The 3,366-nt window shown below is 66.6% G+C and carries 5 protein-coding genes; 2 read left to right on the forward strand and 3 right to left on the reverse strand.

The genetic code is table 11. The features are described 5' to 3' along the window. From K6I33_RS33365 to K6I33_RS33375, 3 genes are all read right to left on the reverse strand, one after another. A partial coding sequence (locus tag K6I33_RS33365) for an AAA family ATPase (RefSeq protein ID WP_229358470.1) occupies positions 1-728 on the reverse strand: 728 nt, incomplete at its 3' end. Between the two features lies 1 nt (position 729). Then, positions 730-1,899 (reverse strand): exonuclease SbcCD subunit D, encoded by a 1,170-nt coding sequence (locus tag K6I33_RS33370; RefSeq protein WP_229358472.1) that lies wholly within the window; start codon positions 1,897-1,899, stop codon positions 730-732. Positions 1,900-2,175: 276 nt separating this feature from the next. After that, on the reverse strand, positions 2,176-2,643 hold the full coding sequence (locus K6I33_RS33375) for a hypothetical protein (RefSeq protein WP_229358474.1): 468 nt from the start codon (positions 2,641-2,643) through the stop codon (positions 2,176-2,178). Between K6I33_RS33375 and K6I33_RS33380 the strand changes: the two genes are divergently transcribed. Then, a complete protein-coding gene (locus K6I33_RS33380) occupies positions 2,633-3,016 on the forward strand; it encodes a hypothetical protein (protein WP_229358476.1) in 384 nt (127 codons plus the stop codon). The genes K6I33_RS33375 and K6I33_RS33380 overlap by 11 nt on opposite strands. A gap of 97 nt (positions 3,017-3,113) precedes the next feature. Beyond that, on the forward strand, positions 3,114-3,290 hold the full coding sequence (locus K6I33_RS33385; RefSeq protein ID WP_229358478.1) for a hypothetical protein: 177 nt from the start codon (positions 3,114-3,116) through the stop codon (positions 3,288-3,290). Positions 3,291-3,366: the final 76 nt, after the last annotated feature.

The following is a 3,366-nucleotide window of genomic DNA, read 5'->3' on the forward strand; positions in this document are numbered from 1 at the left end:
GTGGCGGGGGCGTCGGCCCGGGGGGCTCCCTTGGCCGGCTCGAGGTCGTCGCCGGCTGCCTGCTGGATACGTTCGGCCAGGCGCAGGACGTCGGCGCGGGCCTCGTCGCGCGTCTTGGCGGTGAGCGTTTTGCGGGTGGCAAGGAATTCTTCGATGGCGCCGAAGCGGCGGGTGCCGAAGAGGGTGCCGAGCAAGACCCGGCGTTCGGATGCATCGGCGCGCAGGAACTTGGTGAACTCGTTCTGCGGGAGCAGAACGACCTGGCAGAACTGCTGCCGGGTCAGACGCAGGAGGGACTTGATCTCTTCTCCGGCTTCCTTGTGGGACTTGATGATGCCTTCCCACCGGCCGTGTCCGTTTTCGTCGAGGACCCACTGGTGCAGGTAGGTTTCGGCCTTCTGGTCGACGAGCTCTGCGCTGTTGCGCAGGTGGGGTCGTTTCTGGGCGGGAATTCTGCGGATCTGCAGGCGCTTGCCGGCCAGGGTTACTTCCAGGGTCACTTCGGTCAGCAGATCTGTGGGAGCGTGATCGCTGCGCAGCCGCATGTTGCGTTCGTGAGGCGGCAGACCGTAGAGAGCGAAGCAGATGGCGGCGAACAGGGTGCTCTTGCCGGCGCCGGTGTCGCCGTGCAGCAGGAACAGGCCATCGGCGGACAAGGCGTCAAAGTCGACGGTGTGCCGGCGAGCGAAGGGGCCGAAGGCCTGCAGGTGCAGAGAGTGCAGACGCATGTCAGACGGTCTCCTTCTCCTGGGCGCGCACGCGCATGTCGTCGACAGCCTCTTGCAAGAGGCCTGCCTCTGCGGCGGTGGGTGGGGTACCGCGCACGGCGGTGATGAAGTCATGGGCGATGTCGAGGTCGCTGCGGCCGCGTACCCGTTCACGGTAGGTGGGGCTGTCGGTGGCCTGTGCCGGGATGCCGGCAGGCACGTGCCGCATGTCCAGCGTCTTGGTGAAGCGCTGTTTGAGGCGTGCCATCGCCTCGTACGGCAGGGCGGTGTCGGTGAGGGTGGCCTGCAGCCAGGCTTTGCTGTGCTGTTCGTGTGCGGGGTCGGTCAGCAGGTCGTCGATGCGGCCGGTCAGGCGTGCCAGCGGAAGGCGGAGGCCTGCCGGGATGTCGTGGCGCGTGATCGTGGGGGCGCCGTCGGCCGGCAGGTCGGCCAGGGTGAGGGATTTGGTCTGGCTGGTCTCGGAGAAGGAGTAGGCCAGCGGGGAGCCGCTGTAGTGGATGCGGTCGTTGACGCTCTGCGGACGGTGAAGATGTCCCAGGGCGGTGTAGTCGATGCCGTTGAAGAGGTCGGCTCCGGTGTGGGCGACGCCGCCGACGCTGATGTCGCGTTCGCTCTTGCTGGTGGTGGCGCCGGTAATGAAGGCATGGGCAAGGACGACGGAGCGGGTGCCCGGGCGGGTGGCGAGGTCGGCGCGGATGCGGTCAAGCGCCGAGGTGAGAACAGCCTGATGGGAGGCTGCCTCGGCGTCCAGCTGGGTGCGTGCCAGGGCGGGCTCGAGATAGGGCACTCCGTAGACGGCGACGGGGCCGTGCTCGTCGTCGAGGAGGACGGGGCAGGCGGCGTGAGCGGGGTCGGTGCGCAGGTGGACGCCTGCTTTGGCGTACAAGCCGGCGCCGGTGCCGAGGCGATGGGCGGAGTCGTGGTTGCCGCTGATCATGACGGTAGGGATGCCGAGGTCGGCGAGCTGATGCAAAGCCCGGTCGAACAGGCGTACCGCGTCCAGGCTCGGGATGGCACGGTCGTAGATGTCGCCCGCGATCAGCAGGGCGTCCACCTTGTGGGTGTGGGCAGTGGCGCAGATGTGGTCCAGGACCTTGCGCTGGTAGTCGATCAGGTCTTCCCCGTGGAACCGGCGGCCGAGATGCCAGTCCGAGGTGTGCAGGAACCTCATGGGCACAGACCGTAACCAGTGTGGTGGGGGCTACGCATGGTTTTCCCGATAAACAGTCTTGCTTCAGAAGCTTGGGGACGCGCGAGGGAAAGGTTTCTTCATCTGCGCTGCCAGGTGCCGGAGCCGGACGTGGCTCGCAGGGTGGTTGTCAGTGGCAGGAGGCAAGATATGCCAAGGGGAAAGGAGAAGGTGATGTCGCTATCGCGTTCTATCAGGGCCGAGAACACTGTGGCGCCCCGAGGGGGGCTGCCGATGGTGGGAAATCGAGACTTGAGCTCACGCGGCGATGGACAGCGGGCCGGGTGTCACGCCTGGACGGCCCCGACCACTGAGCAGCGCAAGGAGCGCCTGCTGCAGCGGCGAGCGCATCAGCAGGTCAGCAAGCGAGGGCCTGCGCCTCGGTGAAGACGTCCCGTAGTTGCCGGGGACCTCTTCGGGGGTGGCGAGCATGGACACCAAGGTGTAGAACATGTCGGCCTTGCCGTTAGGGCTGCTCTCCTGGGCCTGTTGTTTGATCATGTAGGGGGTGTGCTCGCTGAACTTTCCGCCCCTGTGCTCGGTGGAGTCGTCGGCGCTCCAGGACCGGTCCTTCGGGCGGGGCCAGTGGGCGTTGGCAGCGGCCACCCGCTGGAGGTCGCTGAAGAGATCCTCCAGCTCGTTGTAGCTCTGACGAGTTTCTCGGTCTTGAATCGAAGCCGCCACGAACGGCGGGCAGCCGAACCAGATTCCGGTGGTGCACGCCACCACCCCGGCAGACCCTGAGATGAAGGTGAACTGGATCTGGGGGATCGCCTCCTACCTGGGGCTCACCCCCGAGCCGAAGAGCATCGCCGAGGTGCTGGAGATGCGCCGGCGCCCCGACCTGACCCTGCCGGTCAACTACATCCTGGAGACGACGCAGACCCGCCTGCTGCTCATCGACGACATCAACCGCGCCACGGCGCAGCGCCTGGCAAACGTGCTGCCCTACTTCGACTACCTGCGCGACAAGCTGGGCATCTCACTTGTCTTCTGCGGCACCGGCGCCAGCCGCCTCCTGCACCGGGCCCGCATCCTGGCCCGGGACCTGACCCGCGTCAGCGAGGAGAACCGGGCACGGCTCCAACAGGCCGGCTGACCGGCGGTGCCCGGCTCCCCCTCGCCCACCGCGCTGCTGCCCGTCACCTGGTTGCCCCCTCCCTCTGGACACCGAGGACCAAGAAACCTTTCGGAAAGTGCTGGCAGGTTTCGAGGCCGACCTGAGGCTGCACCGGCGTACCGGCGGCTACTTCAAAGTCCTCACCTATGTCATCTCCACCGCCGCCCTCATCGCGATCCGCAGCGGCAGCGAGAACATCCCTCTAACAACAGCTAACAGAATGAGATCTGTTGACGCTGGTTGCCGTGTCTGACGGGCGGGTTGAGCGTTGTCCGGCTCGTGGGGGCATCGCCGTGGATCGTGTCGGATGAGTTGTGGGAGCGGATCGG

Source organism: Streptomyces sp. UNOB3_S3 (assembly GCF_020740895.1).
In the GTDB taxonomy this organism is placed as follows: domain Bacteria; phylum Actinomycetota; class Actinomycetes; order Streptomycetales; family Streptomycetaceae; genus Streptomyces.